Below are 26,403 nucleotides of genomic sequence, written 5' to 3'. Positions count from 1 at the left end.
GTTTACCCGCGAAAGGGCAGGCACAGCTGGCCCATTAATTGCTGATCTACCGCTACCCAGGGCTATCAACGTCGACAGCCCACAAACCTTCACGACAAAGGCGCCGTGTTGCCCCGCTTGCCCAGCAAGCAGGGGCAGCCGGCGCCTTTTTGCGTTTCTCACAGGAGCCCGCCCATGGCCAACAGCGAAGTGCGCAGCGTCTGCCCTTACTGCGGCGTCGGTTGCGGCATCGTCATGAGCGTTGCCGATGGCAAGGTCGGCAAGATCAGCGGCGACAAGCTGCACCCCAGTAACTTCGGCCGCCTGTGCACCAAAGGCCTCACCGCACACCTGCCACTGACCGCTGCCGGCCGCATGGAAGATGCCTATGTGCGCCAGCAGCGCAGCCAGCAGCCAGCGCGTACCGGCATCGACCAGGCCATCGCCGCTGCCGCTAGCCGCCTGCTCGGCATCATCGACCAGCACGGCCCGGACGCCGTGGCGCTGTACGTTTCCGGGCAAATGTCGCTGGAGGCCCAGTACCTGGCCAACAAGCTGGCCAAGGGCTTTATCCGCACTCGCCACATCGAGTCCAACTCGCGCCTGTGCATGGCCAGCGCTGGCAGCGGCTACAAGTTGTCGCTTGGCGCCGATGGCCCGCCCGGCAGCTACCAGGACTTCGAGCACGCCGACGTATTCCTGGTGATCGGCGCCAACATGGCCGACTGTCACCCGATCCTGTTCCTGCGCCTGCTCGACCGGGTGAGGGCGGGCGCCAAGCTTATCGTCATCGACCCGCGGCGCAGCGCCACCGCCGATAAGGCCGACCTGTTCCTGCAAGTGCGTCCCGGTAGCGACATGGCCTTGCTCAATGGCCTGCTGTATCTGTTGCAGCGCAACGGCCACACCAACCCCGACTTCATCGCCCGCCACACAGAAGGCTGGGACGAACTGCCGGCTTTCCTCGACGACTACACCCCTGAACGCGTGGCCGCCATCACCGGGCTGGCCGAGGCCGACATCATCAGGGCCGCCGAATGGATCGGCGGCGCCAGCAACTGGATGAGCTGCTGGACCATGGGCCTGAACCAGAGCATCCATGGCACCTGGCACACCAATGCGATCTGCAACCTGCATCTGGCCACGGGCGCCATCTGCCGCCCCGGCAGCGGGCCGTTCTCGCTGACCGGCCAGCCCAATGCCATGGGCGGCCGCGAGATGGGCTATATGGGCCCGGGTTTGCCAGGCCAGCGCTCGGCGCTGGTAGCGCAAGACCGCGCCTTCGTCGAGCAGCAGTGGCAACTGGCACCGGGCAGCCTGCGCAGTGAGGGCGGCGAGGGCACGGTGGCGCTGTTCGAACAGATGAAAAGCGGCGCGGTGAAAGCCTGCTGGGTCATCTGTAGCAACCCGGTGGCCAGCGTCGCCAACCGCCAGCAGGTGATCGACGGCCTGCGCCAGGCCGAATTGGTGATTACCCAGGATGCCTTCCTCGACACCGAAACCAACCGTTACGCCGACATCCTCCTGCCGGCCGCACTGTGGGCTGAAGGGGAAGGCGTGATGATCAACAGCGAGCGCAACCTCACCCTGATGCCACGCGCCGTCGAGCCGCCCGGGCAGAGCCTGCCCGACTGGCAGATCATCGCCCGGGTCGCCTGCGCCATGGGCTACGCCGACGGCTTCGACTACCCCGATGCCGAAGCGGTGTACGAGGAGATCCGCCGCTTCCATAACCCGGCCTCCGGCTACGACCTGCGTGGTATCGGCTATGCCGAACTGCGCGAGCAGCCGCGCCAGTGGCCCTGCGCCCCGGGCCGCGACAACCCGCGCAGCCCGCTGCGCTACCGCAACGACGGCAGCAGCCAGGCGCTGTTGCACGACGCCCAGGGCGAATGCCCGGCGTTGGCCTTCCCGACCGCCAGCGGCAAGGCCCGTTTCTTCGCCCGGCCCTGGTTGCCGGCAGCGGAGCTGCCGGATGCCGATTACCCCATGGTGCTCAATACCGGCCGCGTACAGCACCAGTGGCACACCCTGACCAAGACCGGCAAGGTGCCGGCGCTGAACAAGCTGGAGCCTGGCCCCTTCGTGGAGATCCACCACGACGATGCCGCCCGTCTGGGCATCGCCGAAAAGGACCAGGTGGCCATCCGCTCGCGCCGTGGGCAGGCCGTGCTGCCCGCGCGAATCAGCGACCGGGTCATGCCGGGCAACTGCTTTGCCCCATTTCACTGGAACGACCTGATCGGCGAGCAGCTGGCGATCAACGCCGTGACCTGCGATGCGGTCGACCCGCTGTCGCTGCAGCCGGCGTTCAAGCACTGTGCCGTGACCCTGGAGCGGGTTGCAGGCGAGCGGATCGAAGCCCTTGATCTGAACACTGCCATTCCGCCGACCGCCGCCCTGTCCCGTCTGCTTGGCCTGGACACCCTGCCAGCCCCGGTACTGCCCGATGCTGCGCTGGCGGCGCCACGGCACCAGGTGTTGTGGGCCTCGCAGACCGGCAACGGTGAGTTGCTGGCCGAACGCTGTGCCGAGCGCCTGCGTGGTGCCGGCCTCGATGTGCAGCTCAGTTGCATGGACGCGGTCAGCCCGCGTCAGTTGCAGGGCGCCGCCAGCGTGGTGCTGATCGCCAGCACCTTTGGCGATGGCGACGCGCCCGACAGCGCGGCGGCGTTCTGGCACGCCTTGCAGGGGGAGCAGGGCGCCCACTGCGCCGAACTGCGCTATGCCGTACTGGCCCTGGGCGATTCCAGTTACGACCAGTTCTGCGGCTTTGGCCGCAAGCTTGACCAACGTCTGGCCGAACTGGGTGGGCGGCGCCTGCTGCAACGGGTGGACTGCGAGCCGGACTTCGACGACGCCTTCGCCGCCTGGCTCGATGCGCTGTTGCCTACGCTGGGCAGTGCCGCCGCACCGCAACCGGTCACCGAGCCTGCGCCCGTGGCGGCTTACAGCAAGCAGCAACCCTGGGCTGCCACCTTGCTGGAAAACCGCCTGCTCAACGGCCCGGGTGCCAGCAAGGAAACCCGTCAACTGGTATTCGACCTGAGCGGCAGCGGCTTCACCTATGCCGCGGGCGATGCCTTGGGCGTGTGGCCGCGCAACTGCCCGCAGCTGGTCGACGAACTGCTGGCGCTGATGCAGCTCGATGGCCAAACCATGGTCGAGCTCAAAGGCCAGCCCGCCATGCCGCTGACTGAAGCCCTGCAAGCGCACCTGGAGATTGCCAAGGTCACCGCGCAGCAGTTGCAGGCCTTCGCCAGCAATGCCCCGGACCTGCAGCGCCTGCTGCAGCCCGAGTGCAAGGCCGAGCTGCAGGACTGGTTGTGGGGCCGGCAACTGGTCGATGTGTTGCGCGCCTTCCCCCAGCAGTTGCCGCTGGCCAGCTGGCTGGCCCTGCTCAAACCGTTGCAGCCGCGCCTCTATTCGATCAGCTCCAGCCTGCTGGCGCACCCGGAGCAGGTGCACCTGACCGTTTCCACGGTGCGCTATGGTGCGCGCAAAGGGGTGTGTTCAAGCTTTCTTGCCGACCGCGCACAGGCGCTGAAGGTGGCCATCTTCCTGCAGGTGTCGAAGCACTTCCGCCTACCCGAGGATGACAGCGTGCCGGTGATCATGGTCGGCCCCGGCACTGGTATTGCGCCGTTCAGGGCCTTCCTCGAAGAACGAGAGGCACGCGGGGCGAAAGGGGCTAACTGGCTGTTCTTCGGCGAGCAGTACGCGGCCACCGATTTCTATTACCAGGAGCAGCTACAAGCTTGGCAGGCTGCAGGGCACTTGCGGCTGGACACGGCGTTTTCACGCGACCAGGCCGAGAAGGTCTACGTGCAGCAGCGCATGCTCGAACAGGGCGCGCAGTTGTGGCAGTGGCTGGAGGCGGGGGCGTACTTCTTTGTGTGTGGCGATGCGCAGCGCATGGCCAGGGATGTGGATGCGGCGTTGCGGGCCATCGTGGCCGAGCATGGCGGCATGGATGCGGCGGCGGCGGGGGCTTATGTCGAAGCGCTGGGCAAGGCCAGGCGGTATCGGCGGGATGTGTATTGATGTGCGCCAAGATGGGGAGTGATGCACTTGGAATGTGCACTTGCCGTGCTGGCCTCTTCGCGGGCACGCCCGCTCCCACAGGTACTGCACAGGTCTGAAAAACGTGGAGGACCCTGTGGGAGCGGTCGTACACCGCGAAGAGGCCAGTACAGGAAACAGGGTTGGCACAGTCCCTGCTTTATCCCAGTTACAACAAAGCCCACTGATCAACGGCGATCAACCCGGGCCCACTACCGCGATGAATACAGGCAAAGGCGCCTGGAGCTTCGGCTCCAGGCGCTTTTTTTTTGATCGAGGATCGGCTTATGAAGGCAACAGCGAGCAGCGGGCAACGAGAGCGACTGGTCATCGTCGGCAACGGCATGGTCGGCCACCATTGCGTCGAACAACTGGTCAGCCGCGGCGCCCTGCAGCGCTTCGAGGTGCATGTGTTCGGCGAAGAGCGCCAACGCGCCTACGACCGCGTGCACTTGTCCGAGTACTTCGGCGGCAGCTGTGCCGAAACCCTGGCCCTGTGCGGGCAGGACTTCTACGGCGCCAACGGTGTGCACCTGCACCTCGGCGAAGCGGTACTGGAAATTGACCGTGAGTGCGGCGAAGTGGTCACTGCTGAGGGCCGCTACGGTTATGACCACCTGGTGCTGGCCACAGGCTCCTATCCCTTCGTGCCACCGATCGAAGGCTCCAGCGGCAATGCTCGGCTGGTCTACCGCACCCTCGACGACCTCGACGCCATCCGCGCTGCCGCAGCCAGCGCCCGCCGTGGCGTGGTAGTGGGCGGTGGCCTGCTTGGCCTGGAAGCGGCCAACGCCCTCAAGTCGCTGGGCCTGGAAGCCCATGTGGTGGAGTTCGCCCCACGGCTGATGCCGGTGCAGCTGGACGGCGAGGGCGGCGCCGCGCTCAAGGCACAGATCGAAGCGCTGGGCGTGGGTGTGCATCTGTCGCGTGCCACCCAGTCGATCAGTGCGGGGGAAGACTACCGCTACCGCATGAACTTCGATGGCGGCGAGCACCTGGAAACCGACCTGATCGTGTTCTCCGCGGGTATCCGCCCGCAGGATGCCCTGGGCCGTGCCTGTGGCCTGGATATCGCCGCGCGTGGCGGGGTGGTGATCGACAACCACTGCCGCAGCAGCGACCCACGCATTTTCGCCATCGGTGAGTGCGCCTCGTGGAACGGCAGCGTGTTCGGCCTGGTTGCCCCGGGCTACAGCATGGCGCGCAACCTGGCGGCGCTGCTGATGGGGGAAGCCGCTGGCGAATTCACCGGTGCCGACATGTCCACCAAGCTCAAGTTGCTGGGCGTGGATGTCGGCTCCATCGGCGATGCCCATGGCGCCACCCCGGGGGCACGCAGCTACCGCTTCATTGACGAAGCCAACAGCGCCTACCGCCGGCTGGTGGTGGATGCCAGCGGCAAGCACGTACTTGGTGCGGTGCTGGTCGGCGACAACAGCTATTACGACACCCTGTTGCAGTACGCCCAGAACGGCATTGCCCTGCCGGCCGACCCGGCGGCACTGATCCTGCCGCAAGGCGGCGGCGCACCGGCCCTGGGCGCCGATGCGCTGCCCGACAGCGCGACCATCTGCTCCTGCCACAACGTTAGCAAGGGCGCGGTCTGCGCCGCCATCGACAGCGGCTGCGGCGACCTTGCCGCCGTCAAGGGCTGCACCAAAGCTGCCACCGGTTGTGGTGGATGCGCGGCCCTGCTCAAGCAGGTGTTCGAGCACGAGCTGACCGCCCGTGGCGTGGCGGTGGACAAGAGCCTGTGCGAGCACTTTGCCTACACCCGCCAGGAGCTGTACGGGCTGGTGCGGGTGGAGGGCATCCGCACCTTCAGCGAGCTGCTCGAACGTCACGGCAAAGGCCATGTTGGGTGCGATATCTGCAAGCCGGCGGTGGGCAACATCCTGGCCTCGTGCTGGAACCAGCCGATCATGGACCCGGCGCTGGTGCCGCTACAGGACACCAACGACACCTTCATGGCCAACATGCAGAAGAACGGTACCTACTCGGTGGTGCCGCGTATCCCCGGTGGTGAAATCACCCCCGACAAGCTCATCGTGATCGGCCAGGTGGCCAAGAAGTACGACCTGTACACCAAGATCACCGGTGGCCAGCGCATCGACCTGTTCGGCGCCCAGTTGCACGAACTGCCGCTGATCTGGGGCGAGCTGATCGAAGCCGGCTTTGAAACCGGGCATGCCTATGGCAAGTCGACCCGCACGGTGAAATCGTGCGTCGGCAGCACCTGGTGCCGTTACGGCGTGCAGGACAGTGTTGGCATGGCCCTGCGCCTGGAAGACCGCTACAAAGGCCTGCGCAGCCCGCATAAGCTCAAGTTCGCCGTATCTGGCTGCACCCGTGAATGTGCCGAGGCGCAGAGCAAGGACATCGGCGTGATCGCCACCGACAAGGGCTGGAACCTTTACGTGTGTGGCAACGGCGGCATGCGCCCGCGGCATGCCGAGCTGTTCGCCACCGACCTTGATGACGAGACCCTGGTACGCCTGATCGACCGCGTGCTGATGTTCTACATCCGCACCGCCGACAAGCTGCAGCGCACCTCGGTGTGGCGCGAGAACCTGGAAGGCGGGCTGGACTACCTGAAACAGGTAGTCATCGATGACAGCCTGGGCCTGGCCAGCGAGCTGGAAGCGCAGATGCAGCATGTGGTGGACCAGTACGAATGCGAGTGGGCCAACGCCCTCAACGACCCCGAGAAGCTCAAACGCTTCCGTACCTTCGTCAACGACCGCCGTGCCGATCCGGACGTGCATTTCGTGCGCGAACGCGAACAGCGCCGGCCTGCTGCGCCGCTGCACCTGATCCCAACTGTCGAGGAGGCTGTCTGATGAACCTGTCCAATGCTGCTGTGAAAACCCGAGAAACCTGGCAGGCCGTGTGCCAGGCGGATGATCTGGTGGCGGATTCCGGGGTGGTGGTGTGGCTTGACGGTGCCCAGGTGGCGCTGTTCTACCTGCCAGGGCAGCCGCAGCCGCTGTACGCGGTGGACAACCGCGACCCGCGCTCCGGCGCCAACATCATCGGCCGCGGGCTGGTGGGCAGTGTGCAGGGCGAACTGGTGGTGGCGGCGCCGTTGTACAAGCAGCACTTCAGCCTGCGGAGCGGGGAGTGCCTGGAAGATTCCGGGCAGCGTTTGCGGGTGTGGCCGGTGCGTTTGAGTGGTGAGACGGTGGAGTTGGCTGTGGCCTGATATTCATCTGCTGCCTGTCCCGGCCCTTTCGCGGGCGCGCCCGCTCCCACAGGGATCTGCNNCGAAAGGGCCGGTACAGGCTATCTGCATGCGGTAAGCTTGAGCCCATGAACCTCGACACCCGCATCAAGTACCGCCACCTGCTGTGCTTCCTGGAGATTGCCCGGCAGGGCAGCCTGGCCAGGGCTGCCGACATCCTGGCAATCAGCCAGCCGGCCATCTCCAAGACCCTCAAGGAACTCGAAGAGCTGCTGGAAACACGCCTGTTCGCGCGCAGCCGCCAGGGCGTCGAGCTGACCCCGGCCGGCACGCGTTTCATGCGTTACGCCGGACCCAGCGTGCAAGCCCTGCGCGATGGCGTGAGCAGCCTGCGTGGTGAAGCGCGGGCGCCGTCGCAGGTGCGTATCGGCGTGCTGTCCACGGTCGAAGGCCTGCTCATGCCCGAGGTGCTGTGCCGCCTGCACCAGCGGCATGACGCGTTGGTGATCAGTGTGGTCACCGGGGTCAGCGCGCAACTGCTCGGCCAGTTGCGCCTGGGCGAACTGGAGCTGGTGGTCGGGCGCATGACCGACAGCCCGCAGATCCAGGGCCTGTCGTTCGAGCACCTGTACAGCGAGTCGATGAGCCTGGTGGTGCGGCCTGGCCACCCGTTGCTGGCCGGCACGCCGGTGGAGCGGGCGCAGGTGGGGCGTTACCCGTTGGTATTGCCGCCCGCAGGCACCACCATCCGCCAGCATGCCGACAGCCTGTTTGTGCAATGTGGCATCCAGATGCCGGCCCAGCGCCTGGAAACCCTGTCACTGGCGCTGAGCCGGCGCTACCTGCTGGGCAGCGATGCAGTGTGGGTGGCGCCGCGCGACGCGGTGCTGCTCGACCTGCGCCGGGGCGAGCTGGTCGAGCTCGACCTGGGTGTGCGCGAGCCGGGCGGCTCGGTGGGCATCTGCCGTAATGCTGCGTTGCCCCAGAGCGTGCCGGGGCAGTGGGTGTGCGAAGTGCTGCGCGAGGTGGCGGGGCAGTACCGTGAGGGCAATTACCCCTGAGGGCCAATGCAGGCTTCTCGGCATTCAGCGAAATAAATCCCCCGCAAAACCGGGCAAAGGCGGCACAACCGGTCAATACTGGCCAATGGCTGCACATCCTTTGATGAATAACCGTTTAACTACTGAACTTCCTTACCAAAACCCGCTCCTATGCCGGTAGCCATTGGTCATGGCCGCCTGCTAAGCTCGCGGCTTTACCCTGATTGCCCTTATGGCGCATGAACAAGGAAATAGCATGAAACAGCATCGTTTGGCGGCTGCGGTTGCCCTGGTAGGCCTGGTACTGGCTGGCTGTGATCAACAGACCAGCAGCCCCGAGCTGAAGACTCCGGCACAGAAAGCCTCCTACGGTATCGGCCTGAACATGGGCAAGAGCCTGGCTCAGGAAGGCATGGAAGACCTTGATTCGAAAGCAGTCGCCCTCGGCATCGAAGACGCCGTTGGCAAGAAAGAACAGCGCATCAAGGACGAAGAGCTGGTAGAAGCCTTCACCGCGCTGCAGAAGCGTGCCGAAGAGCGCCTGGCCAAGGCCAGCGAAGAAGCCGCCTCCGCCGGCAAGAAATTCCTCGAGGAAAACGCCAAGAAGCCAGGCGTGGTCACCACTGCCTCGGGCCTGCAGTACGAAGTGGTCAAGAAGGCCGACGGCCCGCAGCCCAAGCCGACCGACGTGGTCACTGTCCACTACGAAGGCAAGCTGATCGATGGCAAGGTGTTCGACAGCTCCGTCGAGCGCGGCAGCCCGATCGACCTGCCGGTCAGCGGCGTGATCCCGGGTTGGGTCGAAGGCCTGCAACTGATGCACGTCGGCGAGAAGTACAAGCTGTTCATCCCGGCTGAACTGGCCTACGGCGCGCAGAGCCCAAGCCCGCTGATCCCGGCCAACTCGGTACTGGTGTTCGACCTGGAACTGATCGCCATCAAGGATCCGGCCCAGCTGCAAGGCGCCGAGCCGGAAGCTGAAGCCCCTGCTGACGCTCCAGCCGAAGCGCCTGCCAAGTAACACTGGCTGGCCCACGCAAAACGCCCCGTCCTGACGGGGCGTTTTCGTTTGTGCAGGGTGGTTGGACGAACCTGCAACTGCTGATACTGTCCGAGGAAATGCAGCGTGAAGCAGCAAGATGCTTCTGACGCAAATCGTTTGCGACGTAGGCACCCATGGTGTGAAACGACTGTGTAAAAAACGCCCGATCTGACCGGGGCCCTTGCCTGGCAGGCACCCGGGGTCAGAAACGTCGCCCTGTTCACAAGGTTATCCACAATAAATGTGGATAACCTTTTCCGCCTGGAGGCTCCATGAGCGCACCCTGGAATTTCGCCCGTTTCCTGCCCTTGGCCGAGCGGCTGCTCAGCCGTGGCCGGTTGCCGGCCTTGCTGTTCGCAGTCGCCCGCAAAGGCCCGCGCATCGGCCAGCTGCGTGAAGACGTGAAGCTGCTGCAGTCATTGTGCCTGGCCTGGTGGCGCGGCGAGTACCGTGCCATCAGCCCCAAGGCCCTGGTCACCATCGTCGCTGGCCTGTTGTATTTCGTCAGCCCCATCGATGCCATCCCCGACTGGTTGCTGGGCGTGGGTTTCCTCGACGACATCGCGGTGCTGGGTTGGGTACTGAAGACCGTGGCCGACGAACTGGCGCGCTTCAAGGCCTGGCGCGACAGCCAGGCGCCCGAGCGGCTGCGTGTGGTCGAGCGCCTGCCGGCCACTCCCGAAGCCCTGCGTTTGGAGCGCAATACGCAGTGAAACTGGCCCGAGCTACTCCTCAACTGCACAGACCCCGGAGTTGGTAATATAATTGGCATAAGGGTTATGCCTACGGATTACATGCTGTAATCCTTTTTAAAGGGGTTTGTAATGGGTATTCAGGTCATCAGCCGGGACGGTCAGCCCGAGTACGCCGTCGTTCCCTGGGAGCAGTACCAGGCACTGCTCAAGGCTGCGGGGCAGGCGCCTGCCGAGGTGGTTGCCATTGAAGCGCAGGGCGATGCAGCCAGTGCGCCATTGCCGGCCTTCAGCGAAGTGGCACAGATTCGCCAGGCCAAGGGCATCGCCCCTGAGCAACTGGCGCGCAATGTCGGCGTGAGCCCGGCTTACCTGGCCATGATCGAATCGGGCGAACGCCAGCCTGATGCTGCCATCCGCCGCGCCCTGGCCTGGCATCTGGGGGTGGCTGGCTGGAGCGAGCCATCATGAGCCAGGTCAGGATCAGCCGTCAGCACTGGGATAACCTGCTGGGCGAGCTTGACCTGGCCCGTCGTCAACGTCACTTGCTGACATACCGAGCGTTGATCGAACGCTTGCAATTACCCAGCCCGGCCATGCAGACGCTGACCGCCGCGCTGGAGTACCTGGCGGTGCTGGACGCCCGCGCCGAGCAACCATTGCGCAGCTCGCTGGTGATCAGCCAGGGTGCCAGCCGTTTGCCGCGTACCGGCTTCTTCGAGTGCGTTGAACGGTTGGGCCGATTTTCCGGGCCGGTCGACGGCATGGAAGCGGCCTCATGGCATGCCTCCGAGGTGGTCAGGGTGTTCGAGTACAGCTACCCCGAATCGGCCTGACTCGTTGCCTGTTCCGGCCTCTTCGCCGGTAAACCCGCTCCCACAGATACAACACAAGGCTCAAGATCCGTGATGAACCTGTGGGAGCGGGCGTGCCCGCGAAGAGGCCATAACAGGCAGTGCATGCCTGTGAATCAATCCACAAGCCCGGCCATCGGCATCCACCACCTCCAATGCCTCCAGGTGCTGATGCCGGCCAAACAGCTCCAGCAACTGCCCAATCGTGGCATTGAGCCGCACCGTCGGCTGTTCGGCCAACGGCAGCTTCATCAGCGCCGGTAGTGGCAGGCTTTCGCGCACCCCCAGCTCCTGCGGCCGCCCCAGCAGGTAACCCTGCACCAGGTCCACGCCCATCTCCATCAGCACCGCCAGCTCCTCCGCCAACTCGATGCCTTCGGCAATCACCTGCGCCTTCGACGCCCGGGCGATCTGCAATATCGACCCGACGAACTCACGCTTGAGCGGGTCGCGGTGGATGCCGTCGATGAAATGCCGGTCGATCTTCACATATTCGGGGCGCAGCTCCGACCACAGGCGCAGGCTCGAATAACCCGCCCCCAGATCGTCGATTGCAATCGAGAAGCCCATGTCACGGTAGTGGTGCAGGGCATTGGATAGCAGCTGGAAGTCGTCGGTCGGGGTATGTTCGGTCAGCTCGATCACCACCCGGCTGGGCGACAGGCCGACCTGCTCAAGCAGTTTCAGGGTCTGGCCGGATGGGTAATGCGGCTCCAGCAGCGTCTCCGGCGAGACGTTGAGAAACAGCTTGCCCTGCAACTGCTGTTCGCTGAAACGCCGGCAGGCGCTTTCCCGGCAGGCGGCCTCCAGCTCGGTCAGGCGACCGGCCTGGCGGGCGATGGTAAACAGGTTCAGCGGTGCGTGCAGTGGGCTGTTGGACGGCCCGCGGCTCAGCGCCTCATGGCCGTAAACCCGTTGTTCGCTCAGGCACATGATCGGCTGGAACAGACTGTGAATGCTGCGTTGAGCCAGGATGGCACTCAAGGCACTGAGCTGCTCGGCAACGGTCATGACGTATTCCTGAAAATGAAAGGGCCGGGCGTTTCCACGCCCGGCCCCTCTATTTCACGAGAGCGCGATGACTGCTTGATGACAGGTCACATTATTCTGCCATCATTGCCGTTGCGCCTTACTTCTTGGCCACCTTGGTGCTCGCACTCAGGTAGTCGATCAGGATGCGACCGGTTTCCGACAGGTAGGCATCGTCTTCCGGCTTGGTGTTCTCATCCTCGGTCGGCAGCGCATCCTCGTCCTCTTTCTTCAGCTCTTTCAGCGGCTCTTCACCCTTGGCCTTGCGGCGGATGTTTTCCAGCGCCAGCTGCTTGGCCTCGATCTCATCGTGGCGTGCGCGACGGTCCTGCTCGTTGAGGCTGACGGTCTTCTCGTTCAGCAGCTTCTGGGTCAGGGCCAGGCGGTCGCGGATGTAGGTGAACTCCGCGTCCTTGTCGCTGCGGGCTTCATGCTGGGCTTTCAGCTGGGCCAGGAACGGCTTGAACGGATCGGCCGCCGGCTTGACTACCGGGCGGATGGTGTCCCACGGCATGGCCTCGGGCAGGGCGCTCTCGCCGATTTCCTTGGTGTCGATGATCGATGGGTAGTCGATGTCCGGCAGCACGCCCTGGTGCTGGGTGCTCTGCCCGGAAACCCGGTAGAACTTGGCCAGGGTAAGCTTCAGCTCGCCATGGTTGAGTGGCTGGATGGTCTGCACGGTGCCTTTGCCGAAGGTCTGGCCGCCGATGATCAGCGCGCGGTGGTAGTCCTGCATGGCACCGGCGAAGATCTCCGAAGCCGAGGCCGACAGGCGGTTGACCAGCAACGCCAGCGGGCCCTTGTAGAAGGCACCTGGGTTTTCGTCTTCCAGCACGTCGACGCGGCCGTCGCTGTTGCGTACCAGCACGGTCGGGCCTTTTTCGATGAACAGGCTGGTCAGTTCGGTGGCTTCCTGCAGCGAGCCGCCGCCGTTGTTACGCAGGTCGATGACCACGCCGTCGACTTTCTCTTTCTGCAGTTCGGTGAGCAGTTTCTTCACGTCACGCGTGGTGCTCTTGTACTCCGGATCACCGGCGCGGTAGGCCTTGAAGTCCAGGTAGAAGGCCGGGATCTCGATGATGCCCAGCTTGTAGTCACGCCCGTCCTGCTTGAGCTTGAGCACCGACTTCTTCGCCGCCTGCTCTTCAAGCTTAACCGCCTCGCGGGTGATCGCCACGATCTTGCTGGTCTGGTCGCTAGGCGCGTTGCTGGCCGGGATGATTTCCAGGCGCACCACCGAGCCTTTCGGGCCACGGATCAGCTTGACCACTTCGTCCAGGCGCCAGCCGACCACGTCGACCATTTCCTTGTTGCCCTGGGCCACACCGATGATCTTGTCGGCCGGGGCCACCTGCTTGGTCTTGGCCGCCGGGCCTGCCGGCACCAGGCGCACGATCTTGACCTGGTCGTTGTCGCTTTGCAGCACCGCACCAATGCCTTCGAGCGACAGGCTCATGTTGATGTCGAAGTTCTCGGCGTTGTCCGGCGACAGGTAGTTGGTGTGCGGGTCGTAGGACTGGGCGAAGGTGTTGATGTAGGCCTGGAAGATATCTTCGGCACGGGTCTGGTCCAGGCGCGCCAGCTGGTTCTTGTAGCGCTTGGTCAGGGTTTCCTGGATCTGCTTGGGTTCCTTGCCGGCGATCTTCTGGCGCAGCACTTCGTCCTTGACGCGTTTGCGCCACAAGTCGTCGAGCTCGGCCTGGTCCTTCATCCACGGGGCATCCTTGCGGTCGATCAGCAAGGTTTCCTTGGCGTTGAAGTCGATCTTGTCCACGCCTTTGTTCAGCTCGGCCAGGGCGAAGTCCAGGCGTTGCTTGACGCGGTCCAGGTAGCGTTTGTAGATGGTGAAGCCCGGGTCGAGGTTACCGCTCTTGAGGAAATCGTCGAATTGCGTTTTCCATTTGTCGAATTCGGCAATGTCGGCAGCGGTGAAGTAGCTGCGCGCCGGGTCCAGCAGCTTGATGTAGCTGTCATAGATGATGACCGAGCGGGCGTCGTCCAGCGGCGGCTTGCTGTAGTGGTGGCGCTTGAGCAATTCCACCACGTTGAGGCTGGCGACGATCTCGTCGCGGTCCGGCTGCAGGCTGTCCCACTTGTTGGCGGCCACCGCATTGCCGCCGAGCGTGAGGCTGCCCAGGCCGATCATCAGCGCCAGGGCGGTGCTTGGGAGGAAATGCTTCATGCTGATTCGACGTGGAGACAATTGATCACGCATAGTAGGCCGTCTTTTCTGTTCACCGGTTGCAAAAAACCGGATGCATACTGCAAAAAGCCTGGGGACTTGGCGTTCCCAGGCTCGGTCATATGATTCAACTATGGAGGCACTGTGAAGGCATTGCAAGGCGTTGACGGACATGTGGCCTGGGTCGAGGCCGAACGCCCGACCTGCGACGCGGGCCAAGTGCGCATTCGCGTGGCTGCTGCGGGGCTGAACCGCGCCGATCTGCTGCAGATGAAAGGTTTGTACCCACCACCGCCAGGCGCCAGCCCGTACATGGGCCTGGAGTGTTCCGGCGTGATCGAAGAAGTGGGCGCCGGTGCCGACTGGCGCGTGGGTGACCGTGTTTGCGCGCTGCTGGCCAGCGGCGCCATGGCCGAGGAAGTGGTGGTCGATGCCCGCCACGTGCTGCCGGTACCCGAGGGCCTGAGCCTGCATGAAGCGGCGGCGTTGCCGGAAGTGTATGCCACTGCCTGGCTGAACATCTTCCAGCTGGGTGGCGTGAAAGCTGGCGAGAAGGTGCTGGTGCACGCTGGCGCCAGCGGCGTTGGCTCGGCCGCGATCCAGCTGTGCAAGGCGTTCGGCAGCCCGGTGTGGGTCAGTGTCGGTTCGCAGGACCGCCTGGCCTACTGCGAGGCGCTGGGCGCTGCCGGTGGCGTGGTACGTAACGAGAACCTGGAGGCGCTGGAAGGTTTCGGCCCGTTCGATGTGATTCTCGACCCGGTGGGTGCCAGCTACGGCGAGCTCAACCTCAAGCTGCTGGCCCGTGACGGCCGCTGGGTGATCATCGGCCTGATGGGCGGGCGCAAGTTCGAGCTGGACCTGGCACAGGTACTGGGCAAGCGTCTGGAGATTACCGGTTCCACGTTGCGCAACCGCGATGACGGCTTCAAGGCCGAGCTGCTGCGCGAGTTGCAGCAGCAGGTGTGGCCGCTGTTTGCCGAAGGGCGCCTGTCGCCGCAACTGGTGGATACCTACCCGGTGGAGTTTGCCCAGGCGGCGTATGCCGAGCTTGAGACCAACCAGGTGTCGGGCAAGCTGGTGATGGTGATAGACCCTGGCCTGGCGTAGGCAGGCCCGGCCTCTTCGCGGGTAAACCCGCTCCCACAGGGATTACCACAGGCTTGAAAACTGTGTGGTCCCTGTGGGAGCGGGTTTACCCGCGAAAGGGCCGGTGCAGGCGATGCGATTACCTCAGGCCCAGCTCAGGATCGGCCACTTGTTGATCTCGGCATGCTCCCGCAACACCGCATCCGGGTTCACCACATGCGGATGATCCACCTTCAGCAACAGTGGTAAATCATTCCGCGAATCGGAATAGAAACTTGCCCCCTCCAGGTTCTCCTGCTCCTGGTCCAGCCACTCCAGCAACCGCGTGATTTTCCCTTCGCGATAGGTCAGTACCCCATGGGTGTTGCCGGTATACACCCCGTTCACCGCCTCCAGCTCGATCGCCAGGTACTCGTCCACCCCCAGCCGCGCCGCAATCGGCCCGACCAGGTGCGTACCCGAAGCCGAAATGATCAGGATGCGATCCCCGCGTTTGCGGTGCTCGGCAATGCAGCGGCAGGCGTCGCCGTAGATGATCGGCTCGATCACCTCTTCGACCCATGGCTCCACCAGGTGCTCGACCTCTTCCAGGGTACGCCCGGCAATCGGCTCCAGGCTGAAGGCCATGTACTCCTCCATGCGCAGGTGGCCCCTGCCGTAGGCTTCCATCAGTTCATGGTCGCGGCGCAGGAATGCCTTGCCGTCGACCCAGCCCAGCCGGGCCATCTGCTCACTCCACAGCGACGCGCAGTCGCCGTGGATCAGGGTTTCGTCCAGATCGAAAATTGCCAGTGCCATGTGTTGATGCTCCTTAGGCCACTTCCCGTAGCGCCGTGGGGTCGATCGACAAGCTTACCCGTTGCCCGTCCGCATGCAGGTCGGCCGGTGAGCGGTTGAGCACGTCGACCACCAGTTCCACCTCGCGCACCTGCACCCGGTAGCGGATCACGTTGCCCAGCAGGCTGTGGCTGCGCACTTCGGCGTCCAGTTCGCCGTTGATACCCAGGGTGATCGACTCGGGGCGGATCGCCAGGCGGCTGGCCACCGGGCGTTGCAGCAGGCGGCTGGCGCTGTCGGCGTCGAGCAGGTTGTAGTTGCCGATGAAGCCGGCGGCAAACAGGTCCACCGGCGCGGTGTAGAGGGTTTCGGCATCGCCGCTCTGGACGATGCGCCCCTGGTTCATCAGGAAGATGCGGTCGGACAGGGTCAGCGCCTCTTCCTGGTCGTGGGTGACGAAGATGGTGGTCAGCCCCAGCTCACGCTGGATGGCGCGGATCTGCTCGCGCAGGTGCTTGCGGATGCGCGCATCCAGTGCCGACAGCGGCTCGTCGAGCAGCAGCAGGCGCGGACGGGTGACCAGTGAGCGGGCCAGGGCCACGCGCTGGCACTGGCCGCCGGACAACTGGTGCGGGTAGCGCCCGGCGAAGTTGCCCAGCTCCACCAGTTCCAGCGCCTCGCGCACCCGGGCCTGGCTTTCATCGGCCTTGACCTTCTGCATGCGCAGACCGAAGGCGACGTTCTGCTCCACGGTCATGTTGGGGAACAGCGCGTAGCTCTGGAACACCATGCCAATGCCGCGCTTTTGCGGGCTCAGCGGCACGATGTCATGGCCGTCGAGCAGGATCTGCCCACTGTCCACCGGGGTCAGCCCGGCGATGCAGCGCAACAGCGTGGACTTGCCGCAACCGGACGGGCCAAGCAGGGTGACGAACTCGCCCCGTTCGATATGGCAGTCGATGTTCTCGAACACCGGGCTGCCGGCGTAGCTTTTTTGCAGTTTCTGTACGCTGACGAAGCTCATGTCAGGTCTTGTCCTTGTTCAGGCGGTTGGCGACCCAGGTCAGTACCAGCACGAAGGCGAAGTACGAGATCACCAGCGCGCTGTTGAAGTGGCCGCTGCTGTTGCGCATGTTGTTCAGGTACACCTGCAGGGTCTCGTAGCGGGTACCGACCAGCAGGTTGGCGAACACGAACTCGCCGAACAGGAACGAGAACGACAGCAGCAATGCCACCATCAGGCCCTTGCGCAGGTTCGGCAGGACCACCAGCAGCGCCGCCTGCCAGGTGTTGGCGCCCAGCAGCTGGGCAGCGTCCATCAGGTCGCGCAGGTTGATCGCCTGCAGGTTGTTGGTGATGGCCCGGTACATGAATGGCAGGGCGATGGTGAAGTAGCAGCCGATCAGGATCCACGGTGTACCGACCATGGCCATGGGCCCGCTGCCATACAGCTGCAGCAGCCCCACCGACGACACCACCGGCGGCACCGCGAACGGCAGCAGGATGAGGATGTTCATCAGTGCATCGAGCCTGGGGAAGTGGTAGTGCACCACGAACAGCAGCGGCAGGATCAGCACCACTGACAGCAGCAGCGCGCCCACGCACACCAGCAGCGACTGGCCGAAGGCAGCCAGGAAGCGCGGCTCGCTCCACAGCGCGATGTACCACTTGAAGGTCAGACCGCTGGGCAGCAGGCTGGCCGACCAGCTGGTGGCCAGCGAGTAGAGCAGGGTGCCAGCCAGCGGCAGCAGCAGGATGAGGAACAGCAGGTAGACCACGACGCGGTGGTACCAGCCGCCGGAACGGGCGTCAGCGCGCATGGTAGCTCCTTTTCAGCAGCCATTGATGCACCACCGTGACCAGTGTCATCAGCCCCACCAGGACCATCGCCAGGGCGCTGGCCAGGTTGGGGTCGAGGCTGATGTCACCGGCTACCAGGCCGGCGATGCGGATCGGCAGTACGTTGAAGTTGCCGGTGGTCAGCGCGTACACGGTGGCGTAGGCACCGAGGGCGTTGGCCAGCAGGATGACGAAGGTGCCCAGCAGTGCCGGGGTCAGCACCGGCAGGCCGATGTGCCGCCAGAACTGCCAGTGGCTGGCACCCAGCAGCGCAGCCGACTCGCGCCAGTCTTCACGCAGGGCGTCGAACGCGGGGTACAGCAGCAACACGCCAAGCGGGATCTGGAAATAGGTGTACACCAGGATCAGCCCGCTCTTGGAATAGATGCTGAAGTCTTCCAGCAGGCCGACCTGCTTCAGCAGCAGGGTCAGCGCGCCGTTGAAACCGAGCAGGATGATGAAGGCGAAGGCCAGCGGCACCCCGGCGAAGTTGCTGGTCATGTTGGCGAAGGCGCTGACGAAGTCGCGCAGCTTCGAGTCCACCTGGCGCAGCGAGTAGGCGCCGACCGTGGCGATGACGATGCCGAACAGGCTCGACCAGAAGCTGATCTCCAGGCTGCGTTGCAGGGCCTGCAGGTAGAACTTCGAGGCGAACACCTTGCTGAAGTTGTCCACGCCCCAGCCCGCTTCCGATTGCAGGCTGTTGATCGCCACCCAGGCCAGCGGGGCGATCTGGAAGATGACGAAGAACACGGCGAACGGTAGCAGGCAGAGCAAGGCCAGGTAGCGGCCACGGGTGCTGCTGCTCTTGGCTGTAGTCACTTCAGCAGCTCCCGGCAGACGCTCTTGTCATGTGGCGCGCCGAGCAGCTCGCAGATGGTCCCGCACAGCTCGGTCTGCAGCGGTTTGGCTGCCGGGTCCAGGCTGAAGGCATCGCCGAAGACGAACAGCGGCACTTCGCGCTCCTCGGCCAGCAGGCCATTGTGCGAGCGGTCGTTGTTCATGCCGTGGTCGGCGGTGACCAGTACCTGGTAGCCTTCCTCAAGCCAGTCTGGCAGGTAGTCGGCCAGCAGGATGTCGGCGCTGCGCGCGGCGTTACGGTACTGGCTGCTATCCAGACCATGGCGGTGGCCGATGTCGTCGATACTCATCGGGTGCACCAGCAGGAAGTTGGGGGCGTGGCGGCGGCGCAGGTATTCGCCATCGGCCAGCAGGTGCGAATCGGGGTAACGGTCGTCCCAGTAGAACAGCCCGTGCTGAATCGGCAGCTTCGGCGCGTGGGTATGGCGGTCGCGCTGCGGGTCGAAGGGCGAGCGGTTGTACAGCTCGCTGATCCAGTGATAGGCCGCCGCCGCAGTGCCCAGGTTGGCCTCGCGGGCGTAATGGAACACGCTGCGCTGGTTGGACAAGCGGTTGACGTTGTTGTGCACGATGCCGCTGTCGATTGGTGGTACACCGGTGAGGATGCACTCGTACAGTGGCCGCGACAGCGACGGCAGTTCGCATTCCACGCGGTACAGCGCGGCACGGTCGGCCTCGACGTAGGCGTGCAGGTGGCCCATGGCGTGGTGGGCGACCTGGTAGTTGAGGCCGTCGAGCAGGACCAGGATGACGTTGTGTTGCATGGTGGCTCCAGTCATAAACCGCGTTGGCTTCTTCGCGGGTAAACCCGCTCCCACAGGGTCATGCGCCAGCCTTGAGACGCGTGCTTTACCTGTGGGAGCTGGTTTACCCGCGAAAGGGCCCGTCCAGGCGCTAGAGAAGCTAGCCCCTTACTCCATCTCGATGATCACCTGCTCCTGCCACATCTGTGGCAGTTTCTTCGAGCTCGCTTCCCAGGCCTCGGCATTCTTGATCGGCTGCGCGGCCTTGTACTGTTCGTTGGGCAGCAGCTTGGCCTGCACGTCTTCCGGCAGCTTCAGGTGCTCGGCACGGATCGGCCGTGCATGCCCTTTGGCCAGGTTGATCTGCCCGGCGTCGCTGAAGATGTATTCACGGGCCAGCTTGGCCGCATTCGGGTGCTTGGCGTACTTGTTGATGATGGTGGTATAGCCGGAGATCACCGAGCCATCCGACGGGATCAGTACGTCGAAACGCTTGGGGTCGATCTGTTCACGGTAGCTCAGGCCGTTGAAGTCCCACACCACGCCCACTTCCACCTCGCCCTTTTCCAGGGTCTGGATGGTCGGGTTGGCCAGCGACAGGCGCTTCTGCTGGGCCAGCTTGGTGAACAGTTGCAGGCCCGGTGCCAGGTTGGTTTCGTCACCCTTGTAGGCGATCGCCGCAGCCAGCACGCCGTTGGCGGCCTGGGCGGCGGTGCCGACGTCACCGATGGCGACCTTGTACTTGCCTTTTTCCAGGTCATGCCACGAGGTTGGCCGCTCACCTTCCTTGACCAGGTCCTTGTTGATGATGAAGGCGATGGTGCCGGTATAGGCCAGCGCCCAATGGCCGTCCTTGTCCTTGGCCCAGGTCGGTACCTGGTCCCAGGTGCTCGGTTTGTATGCCTGGCTCACGCCCTTGCTCACGGCGATCGGGCCGAAGGCGGCACCCACGTCGCCGATGTCGGCGCTGGCGTTGTCCTTCTCGGCTTCGAACTTGGCGATTTCCTGGGCCGAGCTCATGTCGGTGTCGCTGTGCTTGAGGCCGTACTTGCTGGCCAGGTCTTCCCAGGTGCCTTTCCAGTTGGCCCAGGCGTCGGGCATGCCCACGCTGTTGACAGTGCCTTCCTTGCGGGCGGCGTCTTCCAGGGCCTTGAGGTCGGTGCCGGCGGCCATGGCCGTGGTACACAACGCGATGGCCGAACCGAGCAGTGACGCCATGAAGAACTTTTTCATCCGAAGCTCCTTTGGGTGGGTGCCTTTGCGATCGTTGTTCTGGGTAAAACCGTTGCAAGCCGTTGACTGGCACCTTTGGTCTAGGTCAGCAAACCTTGAGCCAAGGTAGGCCGCTTGCATGACAGTTTGATGTAGGGAAGGGCCGGTGAAGGCCCTGAAGCTACAGCGTAGACCACGCAACCAACCCGGTTCTGCTGGCTTGGCGCGTTTCTGGTAGTGTCTGGCCAAAGCCTTTGTCACAGGATGTTCATCAGCCCTGCCTAGGCTTGCACTATTCTCCACATGCCCTGTGATGGGGCTGGACTAGTCCAGATAGGTAACCTTTCGATGCAGTCGATGCCACCGCGTGCGGTAACAGCCATCTGCCATGCCTTGCAGGAGCAGATCGAGCACGGCCTGCTGGCGCCGGGCGGCAAGCTGCCGGCCGAGCGCAGGCTCAGCGAGGTGTTCGATACCACGCGCATTACCCTGCGTGAGGCGCTGGTGCAGCTGGAAGCCCAGGGGCTGATCTATCGCGAAGAGCGTCGTGGCTGGTTCGTCGCGCCCGAGCGGCTGACCTACGACCTGATCGAGCGCAGCCACTTCCATGCCATGGTCCGTGACCAAGGGCGGGAGCCCAGTACCGAACTGTTGTCGGCGCGGCTGCAGCCGGCCTCGGCGGCCATCTGTGCGCGCTTGCAGCTGCCAGCGTTGTCCAGCGTGGTGCGTATCTGCAGGTTACGGCGGATCGATGGTCGGGCGGTGCTGTATGCCGAGCACTACCTCAATCCCCGGTACTTTCCGGAGATTCTCGAGCAGGACCTGGCGCAGTCGCTGACCGAGATTTATGGGCGGGTGTATGGCATCCAGTATGGGCAGGTGTGCTTCGAGATCTTGCCGACGGCGTTGCCGGTGGAGGCGGCCAGTGCCTTGAAAGTATCGGCGGGAAGCCCGGGGTTGCATATCACCCGGGTCAACAGTGACCAGCATGGGCACCTGATCGACTGTGACCTGGAGTATTGGCGGCATGATGCCATCCGCATTCGCGCTCAGGCTGGATGAAATGTTGGCTTCTTCGCGGGTAAACCCGCTCCCACAGGGACCGCACAGGTTTCAGCCTTTGCGCAGTACTTGTGGGAGCGGGTTCACCCGCGAAGAGGCCCTAACTGGAGGAACCGGCAGTCACTACCTGCACTGACAACCTTGGCGTTGCCAAATCCAGCCCGGCCTCATCCAGCTGCCGCTTCAACGCCAGGTTGAACGCCCGCGAAACCTCCCACTGCTTGATCGGTGCGGTCTTGAACCGCGCCCGCAAGATCGCCGAACCCGACTCGAAGCTCTCCACCCCCTGCAGCTCCAGCGGCGACCAGATGTTGCGGCGCATCAGCGGGTCGTTGCGCAGCTTCTGCCCCACCTCGCGAATCAGCGTGATCGCCTGGTCGATGTTCATGCTGTGCGGGATCGCCACGCGGAAGATCGCGTAGCCGAACTCGCGCGAGTAGTTCTTGATGCTCTTGATCTCGCTGAACGGGATGGTATGCACGATGCCGTCGATATCCCGCAGGCGCACGGTACGGATGGTCAGTCCCTCCACCGTGCCCAGGTGCCCGCCCACATCCACGTAGTCGTCGATGGCCAGCGAGTCCTCGATGATGATGAACAACCCGGTGATCAGGTCGGCCACCAACGACTGCGCACCAAAGCCGATGGCCAGGCCGATCACACCGGCACCGGCCAGCAGCGGGGTGACGTTCATGCCCATGTTGGCCAGGGCGACGATCACCGCGATGATGAAAATGACCACGAACATCACGTTGCGGATCAACGGCATCATGGTTTGCGCGCGGGCGTTGGCCAGGCCCCGGCGCGAACGCACCAGGGCGTGGTGCACGGCGGTGTCGGCCAGGATCCACACCAGCCAGGCGACGATCAGCGTGCCGGCCAGGCCCAGCAGGCGCACGCTGATGTCGTGGCCGTCGCCCTCGGCGAAGCCGATCATCGACAGGCCCCACACGCGCAGGCCCAGCTCGATGAACACCAGCCAGATGAACAGGTGCACCAGCAGGTAGCCGAAGTTGCGCAGGCGTTCGGCGTACACTGCCTGGCGCTTGCTGGCGCGCTTGGGGTTGGCGGCGTGGCGGCGTACCAGGCCGTTGAGCACCATGCACACCACCACCAGCACCGTGCACATCAGCGACTGGCGCAGGGCGGTGCTGGTATCGCCGGCCGAGATGAAGGTAGCGAACAGCGAAATCGCCACCAGGATCAATGCCGGCACGAACCAGAAGCTGCCGAGGATCTCGATGGTGTCGCTGAGGGTGCGCCGGGTCAGGCGCCGTGACAGCGGCTGGTTGCGGATCAGGTGGGCGATCGGGCGGCGGAAGCGCAGAATGAACAGCCCGGTGCACAGCGCCGCAATCACGTTGGCCAGGGTGGCCAGGGCGTGGGCCAGGTGGGTGCCGAGGGCGACAGTCAGGCGCGGGTCGCTCATCGCTTCGCCAAACGCGGCGAAGCTGCCGATCAGCCACAGCGGGCGGAACGCCTGGTGGCGCAGGATGTGCAGGGCGCGGTGGCGGTGCGGGCCGTCGAGCAGCGAGAAGGCGATCACGCAGATGGCCGAGAAGCAGGTGCCGACCACCAGCGCGTAGGCCAGCACCATGGCCAGCGATTTGCCCAGTGACGGTGGTAGCACGACGCTCAGGTACACGGTGAACACCAGTGCCACCAGCCACGGGCCCAGCTTGCGCAGGGCAAAGCGCACCAGGTCCCAGGTGCGCGGGTGCTGCGGCAGTTCCTCGCTCAGGCCAAAGCGCAGGCGTACCCGGTGGCCGACCCAGTTGAAGGCGTAGGCCAGCACGCTCCAGACGGCGATGACGGCGGCAAAGCCGAACAGGATGGCCGGCCACTGGTGTACCGGCACCATCAACTCGGTCAGTTCGGCCTGGGCCTGTTCGATTTCCGCGGCCCAGCGATGGAACGGGCTGGCATCGCCGCTGAACTGTTTTTCGAAGTCATTCAGGGCGCCGCCGATCAGGCCGAGCACGCCCTGTTCGACGGTGGGTTGCGATTGCCTGGTGGCGTCGCGCAGTTTTTTCAGGTCGGCCAGCAGCTTGGCCCGCTGCTGGTCGTTTTCCAGGTTCTTGATCACCTCGTCCAGCGACTTGCCCAACGGTTCGGTCGCTTCCGGCTGTGCGGGCGCACTGCCACCAAGCAGGCCGGGCAGGCCAGCGGCCTGTACCGGGGTGACAAACAGGAACAGCAGCAGGAAAAAGCAACGCAGAAGGGCAGGCACTGGCAAAACTACCTCAGGTCAAACGATTGACCGAGTGTAGAGGTTCACGACGGCAGTTGCTCCAGGATTTTCCAGCAGGTGAGGCCGAAGATACCCAGCGTGCCGACCCACATCATCAGTACGCCGATGTTGCGCTCGCGCAGGCTGAAACCGATGGTCAGCAGCATCAGGAACAGGAACACCGGCACGAACAGGGAAAGGAACGGGGACATGGACAGCAATCCTTTTGCAGTGGGGCCATGTAACAAGCATAGCGGGTGGCAGGCGAAGCGGGATTGACCTTGAGCAGGCCTGGCCTCTTCGCGGGTACTGCACAGCTCCTGAAGGTTGTGCGGTCCGTGTGGGAGCGGGTTTACCCGCGAAGAGGCCGGGCCTGACTACATCAAGGCAGCTCGCGGCTACGGTAGAAGGCGCTCAGCACTTTCACCAGGTGCGCCAGGTCATGGCTACCGCACAGCTCGCGAATCGAATGCATGGCAAAGGTTGGCAAGCCGATATCCACCGTACGCACGCCCAGGTGGCTGGCCGCAATCGGACCGATGGTCGAGCCACAGCCCATGTCGCTGCGCACCACAAAGCTCTGCACCGGCACTTCCTCGGCCATGCACAGATGGCGGAAGAACCCGGCGGTCTCGCTGTTGGTGGCGTAGCGCTGGTTGTTGTTCACCTTGATTACCGGCCCGGCGTTGAGCTTGGGCCCGTGGTTGCCGTCGTGCTTGTCGGCGTAGTTGGGGTGCACGCCGTGGGCGTTGTCGGCCGACACCATCAGCGAGCGCTGGATGGTGCGCACGTAGGCGTCGCCATCCGGCAGCAGGCGCTGCAGGGTCTGCTCCAGCATCGGGCCGTCGGCACCACAGGCCGAGCAGCTGCCGACTTCTTCATGGTCGTTGCACACCAGTACGCAGGTTTCGTCGCTGTCGGCGGCCAGCAGGGCCTGCAGACCGGCGTAGCACGACAACAGGTTGTCCAGGCGCGCACCGGCGATGAAGTCGCCGTTCAGGCCGACCAGGGCGGCGTCCTGGGTGTCGTAGAAGCTCAGCTCGTAATCCAGCACCACGTCGGCGATCAGCTCGTGCTCGCGGGCCAGTTGCTCGGTGAGCAGGGCGCGGAAATCGATGCGCTCGTCACCCGCCACCTGGGCCAGGATGGGCGGCAGCTCGTTCTGCGGGTTGATCGCCCAGCCTTCGTTGGCGGTGCGGTTGAGATGGATGGCCAGGTTGGGGATGATCGCGATCGGCAGCTTGAAGTCGATCAGCTGGCTTTCGACCTTGCCGTCACGGCGATAGGTGACCCGGCCGGCCAGCGACAGGTCGCGGTCGAACCATGGCGCCAGCAAGGCGCCGCCATACACTTCTACACCCAGCTGCAGGAAGCCCTGGCGCTGCAGTTCAGGCTGCGGCTTGACGCGCAGGCACGGGCTGTCGGTGTGGGCACCGACCATGCGGATACCGTTCAGCAGTGGGGCTTGCTTGCCCAGCTTGATGGCGATGATCGACGAGTCGTTACGGGTGACGTAGTAGCGACCGCCAGGCACTGTGGCCCAGCTGTCGCGCTCGTCCAGGCGCTGGTAGCCGGCAGCTTCCAGGCGCTGGGCCAGGCTGGCGGTGGCGTGGAAGGGCGTGGGGGAGGCCTTGAGGAAGTCGATAAGGCCAGAATTCAGTGCGTCGCGCATAGCTCACTCCAGACAGCAGTGGCGCGAGTTTAGCGTATTAAGTCGACAAATTGTGTCTGCCTCTTCGCGGCTGCAGCCCCACAGGTACTGCACAACCCTCGAAAGCGGTGCGGTCCCTGTGGGAGCGGCTTTAGCCGCGAAGAGGCCAGTACAGGCTGTACACATTCAGAAGGGCGCAGGGCACTCGAACTTCAGCCGCTCCCCGGACACCGGGTGGGTAAAGCTCAGCATCGAGGCATGCAGGCACAACCGCTCATGGGCCGCCAGTGCCTCGGGGTTGGCATACAGCCGGTCGCCCAGCAGCGGGTGCCCGATCGACAGCATGTGCACGCGCAACTGGTGCGAGCGCCCGGTAATCGGTGTCAGTTCTACCCGGCAGTAATCACCGCAGCGCTCGACGATGCGCCAGAAGGTCAGCGCGTGCTTGCCCTGTTCGTGGTCCACCACATGCCGTGGCTTGGTCGGCGGGTCGTAGCGCAGCGGCAGGTCGATGCTGCCGCTGTCCAGCGCCGGTTGGCCCCAGCACAGCGCGGTGTAGGCCTTTTCGGTTTCGCGGTCGTGGAACTGGCGCGACAGCTCACGGTGGCTGTCGGCATCCCGGGCCAGCAGGATGATGCCAGAGGTTTCCCAGTCCAGGCGGTGCACGATCAGCGCGTCGGGGTAGCCGTTTTCCTGCAGGCGGGTGATCAGGCAGTCCTTGTTGTCCTCGGCGCGGCCGGGTACCGACAGCAGCAGGGTCGGTTTGTTGATCACCAGGATGGCGGCGTCTTCGTGCAGGATCTGGATGTTGGACAGCGGCATTGCTTGGTCTCGGTTATATCGGGGAAAACACTGGGGCCGCTTTGCGGCCCATCGCCGGC

Annotated in this window: 22 protein-coding genes; 10 read left to right on the top strand and 12 right to left on the bottom strand. The window is 64.3% G+C overall.

All coding sequences use genetic code 11. The features are described from left to right. Window positions 1-174 precede the first annotated feature (174 nt). From M2S36_RS22090 to M2S36_RS22055, 8 genes are all read left to right on the top strand, one after another. The gene (locus M2S36_RS22090) at window positions 175-4,023 is read left to right on the top strand and encodes a bifunctional nitrate reductase/sulfite reductase flavoprotein subunit alpha (RefSeq protein WP_333957851.1); all 3,849 of its coding nucleotides are present in this window, start codon (window positions 175-177) and stop codon (window positions 4,021-4,023) included. A 305-nt stretch (window positions 4,024-4,328) separates the two neighbouring features. Then, window positions 4,329-6,881, top strand: a complete 2,553-nt coding sequence (nirB, locus tag M2S36_RS22085; RefSeq protein ID WP_207829202.1) for a nitrite reductase large subunit NirB — start codon at window positions 4,329-4,331, stop codon at window positions 6,879-6,881. Beyond that, window positions 6,881-7,243: a nitrite reductase small subunit NirD gene (gene nirD / locus M2S36_RS22080; protein ID WP_233687913.1), complete on the top strand. Its 363-nt coding sequence runs from the start codon at window positions 6,881-6,883 to the stop codon at window positions 7,241-7,243. The genes nirB and nirD overlap by 1 nt, the downstream gene beginning before the upstream one ends. A 107-nt stretch (window positions 7,244-7,350) precedes the next feature. Beyond that, window positions 7,351-8,283, top strand: coding sequence for a pca operon transcription factor PcaQ (gene pcaQ / locus M2S36_RS22075; protein ID WP_233693972.1), 933 nt, complete (start codon window positions 7,351-7,353; stop codon window positions 8,281-8,283). A 235-nt stretch (window positions 8,284-8,518) separates the two neighbouring features. After that, complete coding sequence (locus M2S36_RS22070) at window positions 8,519-9,283, top strand: FKBP-type peptidyl-prolyl cis-trans isomerase (RefSeq protein ID WP_063911580.1); 765 nt, start codon at window positions 8,519-8,521, stop codon at window positions 9,281-9,283. A 293-nt stretch (window positions 9,284-9,576) separates the two neighbouring features. Then, complete coding sequence (locus tag M2S36_RS22065) at window positions 9,577-10,017, top strand: YkvA family protein (protein ID WP_015269270.1); 441 nt, start codon at window positions 9,577-9,579, stop codon at window positions 10,015-10,017. 111 nt (window positions 10,018-10,128) lie between these two features. Then, window positions 10,129-10,467 (top strand): helix-turn-helix domain-containing protein, encoded by a 339-nt coding sequence (locus M2S36_RS22060; RefSeq protein WP_063911581.1) that lies wholly within the window; start codon window positions 10,129-10,131, stop codon window positions 10,465-10,467. Beyond that, entirely contained in the window at window positions 10,464-10,832 is a 369-nt protein-coding gene (locus M2S36_RS22055) for a hypothetical protein (RefSeq protein ID WP_063911582.1), read from the top strand. The genes M2S36_RS22060 and M2S36_RS22055 overlap by 4 nt, the downstream gene beginning before the upstream one ends. A gap of 60 nt (window positions 10,833-10,892) precedes the next feature. On the opposite strand, the gene M2S36_RS22050 is transcribed toward M2S36_RS22055, so the two are convergent. Then, on the bottom strand, window positions 10,893-11,861 hold the full coding sequence (locus M2S36_RS22050; RefSeq protein WP_207829189.1) for an EAL domain-containing protein: 969 nt from the start codon (window positions 11,859-11,861) through the stop codon (window positions 10,893-10,895). 118 nt (window positions 11,862-11,979) lie between these two features. Further along, a complete protein-coding gene (locus M2S36_RS22045; RefSeq protein ID WP_241106352.1) occupies window positions 11,980-14,061 on the bottom strand; it encodes a carboxy terminal-processing peptidase in 2,082 nt (693 codons plus the stop codon). A gap of 144 nt (window positions 14,062-14,205) precedes the next feature. On the opposite strand from M2S36_RS22045, the gene M2S36_RS22040 reads away from it, so the two are divergent. Next, window positions 14,206-15,168, top strand: coding sequence for an NAD(P)H-quinone oxidoreductase (locus M2S36_RS22040; RefSeq protein ID WP_207829181.1), 963 nt, complete (start codon window positions 14,206-14,208; stop codon window positions 15,166-15,168). 123 nt (window positions 15,169-15,291) lie between these two features. Here the strand turns inward: M2S36_RS22040 and M2S36_RS22035 are convergent, their stop codons facing one another. The 6 genes from M2S36_RS22035 to M2S36_RS22010 all read right to left on the bottom strand — a co-directional run bounded on the left by M2S36_RS22035 (window position 15,292) and on the right by M2S36_RS22010 (window position 20,600). Continuing rightward, on the bottom strand, window positions 15,292-15,945 hold the full coding sequence (locus M2S36_RS22035; protein WP_233687912.1) for an HAD family hydrolase: 654 nt from the start codon (window positions 15,943-15,945) through the stop codon (window positions 15,292-15,294). Window positions 15,946-15,958: 13 nt separating this feature from the next. Beyond that, a complete protein-coding gene (locus tag M2S36_RS22030; protein WP_207829177.1) occupies window positions 15,959-16,948 on the bottom strand; it encodes an ABC transporter ATP-binding protein in 990 nt (329 codons plus the stop codon). A gap of 1 nt (window position 16,949) precedes the next feature. Beyond that, window positions 16,950-17,744 carry an ABC transporter permease gene (locus M2S36_RS22025; RefSeq protein WP_063911588.1) on the bottom strand — a complete coding sequence of 265 codons (795 nt, stop codon included), beginning with the start codon at window positions 17,742-17,744 and terminating at the stop codon, window positions 16,950-16,952. Beyond that, on the bottom strand, window positions 17,734-18,585 hold the full coding sequence (locus M2S36_RS22020) for an ABC transporter permease (RefSeq protein ID WP_207829175.1): 852 nt from the start codon (window positions 18,583-18,585) through the stop codon (window positions 17,734-17,736). The genes M2S36_RS22025 and M2S36_RS22020 overlap by 11 nt, the downstream gene beginning before the upstream one ends. Then, entirely contained in the window at window positions 18,582-19,388 is an 807-nt protein-coding gene (locus tag M2S36_RS22015; RefSeq protein ID WP_063911590.1) for an alkaline phosphatase family protein, read from the bottom strand. The genes M2S36_RS22020 and M2S36_RS22015 overlap by 4 nt, the downstream gene beginning before the upstream one ends. 147 nt (window positions 19,389-19,535) lie before the next feature. Beyond that, a complete protein-coding gene (locus M2S36_RS22010) occupies window positions 19,536-20,600 on the bottom strand; it encodes an ABC transporter substrate-binding protein (protein ID WP_233687911.1) in 1,065 nt (354 codons plus the stop codon). 327 nt (window positions 20,601-20,927) lie between these two features. Here M2S36_RS22010 and phnR point away from each other — a divergent pair, with 327 nt between their 5' ends. Beyond that, window positions 20,928-21,641 (top strand): phosphonate utilization transcriptional regulator PhnR, encoded by a 714-nt coding sequence (gene phnR, locus M2S36_RS22005; protein WP_063911592.1) that lies wholly within the window; start codon window positions 20,928-20,930, stop codon window positions 21,639-21,641. 100 nt (window positions 21,642-21,741) lie between these two features. Here the strand turns inward: phnR and M2S36_RS22000 are convergent, their stop codons facing one another. The 4 genes from M2S36_RS22000 to M2S36_RS21985 all read right to left on the bottom strand — a co-directional run bounded on the left by M2S36_RS22000 (window position 21,742) and on the right by M2S36_RS21985 (window position 26,344). Beyond that, entirely contained in the window at window positions 21,742-23,871 is a 2,130-nt protein-coding gene (locus M2S36_RS22000) for a mechanosensitive ion channel family protein (protein WP_233687910.1), read from the bottom strand. 44 nt (window positions 23,872-23,915) lie between these two features. Then, entirely contained in the window at window positions 23,916-24,083 is a 168-nt protein-coding gene (locus M2S36_RS21995) for a hypothetical protein (RefSeq protein WP_166674223.1), read from the bottom strand. A gap of 170 nt (window positions 24,084-24,253) precedes the next feature. Further along, entirely contained in the window at window positions 24,254-25,543 is a 1,290-nt protein-coding gene (locus M2S36_RS21990; protein ID WP_207829169.1) for a M18 family aminopeptidase, read from the bottom strand. A gap of 165 nt (window positions 25,544-25,708) precedes the next feature. Next, on the bottom strand, window positions 25,709-26,344 hold the full coding sequence (locus tag M2S36_RS21985; RefSeq protein ID WP_011532730.1) for an RluA family pseudouridine synthase: 636 nt from the start codon (window positions 26,342-26,344) through the stop codon (window positions 25,709-25,711). Window positions 26,345-26,403: the final 59 nt, after the last annotated feature.

The organism is Pseudomonas sp. SF2, from assembly GCF_036858055.1.
In the GTDB taxonomy this organism is placed as follows: domain Bacteria; phylum Pseudomonadota; class Gammaproteobacteria; order Pseudomonadales; family Pseudomonadaceae; genus Aquipseudomonas.
The sequence above is the reverse complement of the archived record's forward strand: the minus strand, read 5'-3'. Positions and strand labels throughout refer to the sequence as shown.